The sequence below is a fragment of the uncultured Nevskia sp. genome (genome assembly GCF_903885465.1).
GTDB lineage: Bacteria > Pseudomonadota > Gammaproteobacteria > Nevskiales > Nevskiaceae > Nevskia.
The window spans coordinates 1-5,399 of sequence record NZ_CAISIQ010000561.1; the positions used below are offsets into that span (position 1 = coordinate 1).

Here is a 5,399-nt window from a genome sequence, read left to right on the forward strand (position 1 = left end):
GCCGACACCGAACAAGACGGGCACCGAATCGCTTTCAATGGCGCGTTCGAGGCAGCGGGACTGGACTGGCATTGGGATGTGGCGCGCTACGGTGAGTTGCTGGCAGTCACCGGCGGCAAGGAACGCATCCGCTATTACCTGTCGCAAAGTCATCCAGCGCTGCTGGATGAGGCGGGTATCGACGAGCGCATCGCTCAGTTGCACAAGGCGAAAACCACGCTTTATCTGAAACTCGTGGTGGGCGGTGCCTTGCCGCTGCGGCCCGGTGTTGCTCGGCTGATTGCCGAAGCTCGCGCTGCCGGCCTGCGCCTGGCGATTGCCACTACGACTACGCCGGAAAACGTCGCGATCCTGCTCGAGCATTCACTGGCACCGGGCAGCAGCGCCTGGTTCGAAGTGATCGGTGCTGGTGATGTCGTACCGGCCAAGAAGCCGGCGCCGGACATTTATCGATGGGTGCTTGAACAGTTGCAGTTGCCGGCCTCGGCCTGCCTGGCGTTCGAGGATTCGGAAAATGGATTGCGCGCCGCACGAGGCGCTGGCTTGACCACCATCATCACCGTCAATCCTTATACCGAAGATCAGGATTTCAGTGATGCAGCCGTCGTGCTGTCCGATCTCGGCACTCCGACGGCTGCGTTCATGTGCATTGCCGGTGATACCGATACGGCAACACAAGTCGATATCGAAACGCTGCAGCGCTGGCACGCGCGCACCGCGCATTAGGGTCTGTTCAAGACTCCACTACGGAGCGACCGGTAGACGCTCCAGCGGCTCCGGCATATCGGCCAGCCACCAAGTCAGCGCCGCCGTCACCGCGACATTACGGCGCAGATTCTCCGGCTCCACCTTGTCGAGCGTATCCGCACCGCTGTGGTGGTAATCGAAGTAATGACGGGTATCGAGTTTCGGCTGGAAGCCGGGCACCCCAGCGTCCTGCAAGGGTGAAATATCGGCAGCCACCGAACGATCGCTGCGATCGATCACCGGCGCGCCTATCGAACTCAGCACCTGTTTGAGCGGCTCCAGGCGCGCCATCGATGCCGGCGTGACTCTGGCGTCGAGGCCAAGCGGCCGCCCTGCCCCGGTATCGCTTTCGATCACCGCGATCTGCTTGGCAAGCTGGTCCTTGTGCGCCGCGAAATGGGCCGCCGAGCCGCGCAGGCCGTTCTCCTCATTCATGAAGGCGACGAAACGGATCGTCCTTCGGGGTTGCAGGCCGAGATCCTTGATCAGCTTGAGAGTCGCCATCGCGACGACGACGCCGGCACCGTCGTCGATCGCGCCGGTGCCGAGATCCCAGGAATCGAGATGGCCGGAGACGACGACCACTTCGTCCGGCCGCTCGCGGCCTGGCCAATCGGCGATCACGTTGTAGCTGTCGGCGTCCGGCAGGGTTTTCGGCGTCAACAGCAGCTGCATGGTCACCGGCCCTTTCGCGGCCAGCCTCTCGATCAGCAGCGCGTCTTCGACGGTCACCGCCGCGGCCGGAATCCGCCGGCCACCTTCTTCCCAACGTGTGTCGCCGGCATGCACCTGACGATAATGAGCACCGCCGATCGCGCGCACCAGCACCGCTGCCGCGCCCAGTTTCGCCGCGGCGGCCGGGCCCCGGAGACGCGGCACCAAGCCCTGTACATAGGCGGCACCGGCCTGATCGTTGTCGGCCAGGCTCTGGTCGAATGGCACGCTGATCAGCACGATGCGGTCGCGCACCCGGGCTTCGTTGAGGCTCAATTCGGCGAGGCTGTGGATCACCAGCACTTCCCGTTTCAGACCTTTGCCCGGTGTCGCCGTCGAACCGCCGAGCGCTGCCAGCACGATGCGCTGGCTGATGCCTTCCGGTCGGCCTGGATAATCGACGAGCTCCGCACGCTCCTCGCCACGCACCCAATGCGGCACCTTGACTGGCTCCAGGCTCACCTTGGCACCCAGCGCCCGCATCGCATCGGCAACCAGGGTCACGGCCGCGGCGGCCTGCTTCGATCCACTGAGGCGCGGGCCGATGGTGTCGCTGAGCACGGTCAGTTGATCCATCGCGTAATCGCTGCGCAGCGCGGCATCGCGCAGATCGGCCAGCACCGCGATGCGCCCCTGCGTCGCGGATGGCTCTTCATCGGCGGCCTCCGCCGCAACAGCAACGGACATCAGCAGTACGGCAGCGGCCGCAGTCCACCGGAACACAGGCAGGAGCATGAGCGTCTCTTTATAGAAGTATGGCTGGAGTCTACGGCCGTCAACAGTGACCAATGAATCAGACGAGCAAGGTTCGCGCCGGATCATGGACAATCCCGCCAACGTCCTTGTCATCTTCCGAGGTGCCCGATGTCCTCCGCCATGCCCGATCTCGTCAACCGTCTCTACCGGCTTGCCGCCCGTCCCTTCGGTCTGCCCAAGGCCAGCGACTGGCTGTACGAAACCGCCACCGTGCCCGCACCGCAGGACGGCGAACTGCTGATCAAGATCCGCTACATCTCGCTCGACCCGGCGATGCGTGGCTGGATGAACGAGGGCAAGAGCTACATCAAGCCGGTAGCGATCGGCGACGTGATGCGCGCCGGCACGCTTGGCGAAGTGATCGCCTCGAAGCACGCCGGCTTCGCGGTCGGCGACTGGGTCACCGGCACCCAGGGCGTGCAGGCCTATGCGATTTCCGACGGCCGTGGCCTGAGCAAGGTCGATCCGACCGCCGCGCCGCTGCCGACCTGGCTGAACGCGCTCGGTATGCCGGGCATGACCGGCTACTTCGGCCTGCTCGATGTCGGCCAGCCCAAAGCCGGCGAAACCGTGGTGGTGTCGGCGGCGGCTGGCGCGGTTGGCCAGGTGGTCGGCCAGGTCGCCAAGATCATGGGCTGCAAGGTCGTCGGCATCGCCGGCGGTGATGCGAAGTGCGATTTCGTCGTCAAGGAACTCGGCTTCGATGCCTGCATCGACTACAAGCGCGGGCCGATCTTCCCGGCCTGGCCAAGCACTGCCCGGATGGTGTCGACATCTACTTCGACAATGTCGGCGGCGACATCCTCGACGCGGTGATGGCCCGCCTGCGCATGCGTGCCCGGATCATCGTCTGCGGCGCAATCTCCCAGTACAACAACACCACGCCGATCGCCGGGCCGAAGAACTACCTGTCGCTGCTGGTCAACCGGGCGCGGATGGAAGGCATCGTCGTCTTCGATTGGGCCGATCGTTATCCGGAAGCGATCACCGCGATTGCCGGCTGGATGCGCGAAGGGCGATATGTGTCGCGCGAGGACATCGTGCCGGGCATCGAGCAGTTTCCGGACACCCTGCTGAAGCTGTTCCGCGGCGAAAACTTCGGGAAATTGATCATCGAAGTGGTCTGATCGCCGCCGGACAAGCGTCGCCGGACCCATTTCCACCCGTCTGGCAGGCGGCGCCCGGCCTCTGTATAGTGCGCGGCTCGCTGCGTCTGGTCGCGGACGCGGCTTTTGTTGTAATACCCGGAGATTCACATGAAACAGTCATTTGCCATCAGTGCCGAAGTCCGCACGATGCACGGGAAGGGTGCGAGCCGCCGCCTGCGTCGCGAGGGTAAGGTACCCGCCATCATTTACGGTGGCACCGAGAATCCGCAGGCCATCCAGGTCAGCGCCAACGAGCTGATGAAGAGCCTGAAGCACGAGGCCTTCTACTCGGCGATCCTCAACGTCGAAATCGCCGGCAAGGCCGAAAAGGCCGTGCTGAAGGATCTGCACCGCCACCCGGTGCGCAACGACGTGATGCATATGGATCTCCAGCGCGTGCTCGCCAATGTGCTGCTGCGCATGCACATCCCGCTGCACTTCAAGGGCGGCGACGTGGCCCCTGGCGTGAAGACCGGCGGCGGCATCGTCGAACATCAGCAGATCCAGGTCGAAGTCGAGTGCCTGCCGAAGGACCTGCCGGAGTTCATCGAAGTCGATCTGTCCGAGCTGAACCTCAACGACGCCGTGCATCTGTCGCAGCTGACCCTGGGCGAAGGCGTGCAGTTCGTCGAACTGGTGCGTGGCAACGACATTTCGGTCGCCGCCGTGCATCTGCCGCGTCTGCCGACCGAAGAAGAACTGGCTGAGGACGCCGCCAAGGCTGCCGCTGCAACGCCGGCCGCGGTCGGCAAGGCCAAGGCTGCCGCGAAGGCGCCTGCGCCGGCGGCTGCCACCAAGGCTGCCCCTGCGAAGAAGAAGTAAGGCTTCGGGACGGTCCCCGTCCCGGCAGCAAACAACCCGTCCGTTCGCCAGCCGAACGGGCGGGTTTTTCATGAGACGAGAGCGATGTCGGAACAGCGCCTGCGTGCCATCGTCGGACTCGGCAACCCGGGTGCGGAATACGAGCGCACGCGACACAACACCGGTTTCTGGTTTGTCGACGCGCTGGCTGCGGCGTATCGCGGCAGTTTTCGCAGCGAGCCGAAGTTCAAGGGCGAAGTGGCGCGTATCCGCATCGGCAACGATGAGGTGCTGCTGCTCAAGCCGATGACCTTCATGAACAAGAGCGGCGAAGCCATCCAGCCGCTGGCGGCGTTCTACAAGATCGCGCCCGGCGACATCCTGGTCGCTCACGATGAACTCGATCTGCCGGTCGGCACCCTGAAGCTCAAGCGCGCCGGCGGCCACGGTGGTCATAACGGTTTGAGAAGCGTGCATCAGCATCTGGGCGAGGAGTACCTGCGCCTGCGCATCGGCATCGGTCATCCAGGCACCAAGGATCAGGTGCTCGGCTATGTGCTCGGCAGGCCGAACAGTGCCGATGACAAACTGATCCGCGACGGTCTGATCGACGCGATGAACGCGATACCGGTCTGGCTCGACCAGACGCTGGAAAAAGCCATGCAAAAGCTGCACAGCGCGCCGCCAGCCGCGCCCCTTTCCAAGCCCCCTTCCAAGTTGTAATCACGCCGCACACAGGATTCGAAACCATGGGCATTCAATGCGGCATCGTCGGTCTCCCGAACGTCGGCAAGTCGACTTTGTTCAATGCGCTGACCAAGGCGCAGATCGCTGCCGAGAACTATCCGTTCTGCACCATCGATCCGAACGTCGGCGTGGTCGGCGTGCCTGATCCGCGCCTCGAGGCGCTGGCTGCGATCGTCAAGCCGCTGAAGATCCTGCCGGCCACCGTCGAGTTCGTCGACATCGCCGGTCTGGTCGAAGGTGCCGCCGAAGGCAAGGGCAAGGGCAACGCCTTTCTGTCGCACATCCGCGATACCGATGCGATCGCGCACGTCGTGCGCTGCTTCGAGAACGATGACGTCATCCACGTGATGGACAGCGTCGATCCGATCCGCGACATCGAGGTCATCGGCACCGAGCTCGCGCTCGCCGATCTCGAGCGCGTGACCAAGGCGCTGGAGCGCTCCAGCAAGCTTGCGAAGTCCGGCAATGCCGAGGCGATCGCGCGCA

General features: G+C 64.2%; 5 protein-coding genes and 1 pseudogene. 5 read left to right on the top strand and 1 reads right to left on the bottom strand.

Annotated features, from left to right (window positions below):
- On the top strand, window positions 1-726 hold a 726-nt coding region (locus QZY06_RS21765), incomplete at its 5' end, for an HAD-IA family hydrolase (RefSeq protein WP_295688281.1).
- Between the two features lie 18 nt (window positions 727-744).
- Here the strand turns inward: QZY06_RS21765 and QZY06_RS21770 are convergent.
- Window positions 745-2,196 (bottom strand): M20/M25/M40 family metallo-hydrolase, encoded by a 1,452-nt coding sequence (locus tag QZY06_RS21770; protein ID WP_295688284.1) that lies wholly within the window; start codon window positions 2,194-2,196, stop codon window positions 745-747.
- A 129-nt stretch (window positions 2,197-2,325) separates the two neighbouring features.
- Here QZY06_RS21770 and QZY06_RS21775 point away from each other — a divergent pair.
- The 4 genes and pseudogenes from QZY06_RS21775 to QZY06_RS21795 all read left to right on the top strand — a co-directional run.
- Window positions 2,326-3,344, top strand: a pseudogene (locus QZY06_RS21775) (NADP-dependent oxidoreductase).
- Between the two features lie 129 nt (window positions 3,345-3,473).
- A complete protein-coding gene (locus QZY06_RS21785) occupies window positions 3,474-4,187 on the top strand; it encodes a 50S ribosomal protein L25/general stress protein Ctc (RefSeq protein WP_295688291.1) in 714 nt (237 codons plus the stop codon).
- A gap of 84 nt (window positions 4,188-4,271) precedes the next feature.
- Complete coding sequence (pth, locus tag QZY06_RS21790; RefSeq protein WP_295688294.1) at window positions 4,272-4,889, top strand: aminoacyl-tRNA hydrolase; 618 nt, start codon at window positions 4,272-4,274, stop codon at window positions 4,887-4,889.
- A gap of 26 nt (window positions 4,890-4,915) precedes the next feature.
- A partial coding sequence (locus QZY06_RS21795; protein WP_295688296.1) for a GTPase occupies window positions 4,916-5,399 on the top strand: 484 nt, incomplete at its 3' end.

Coding starts and splice junctions, on each gene's coding strand:
- QZY06_RS21770 (WP_295688284.1), bottom strand. CDS start 2,196: ATGCTCCTGCCTGTGTTCCGGTGGACTGCGGCCGCTGCCGTACTGCTG.
- QZY06_RS21785 (WP_295688291.1), top strand. CDS start 3,474: ATGAAACAGTCATTTGCCATCAGTGCCGAAGTCCGCACGATGCACGGG.
- pth (WP_295688294.1), top strand. CDS start 4,272: ATGTCGGAACAGCGCCTGCGTGCCATCGTCGGACTCGGCAACCCGGGT.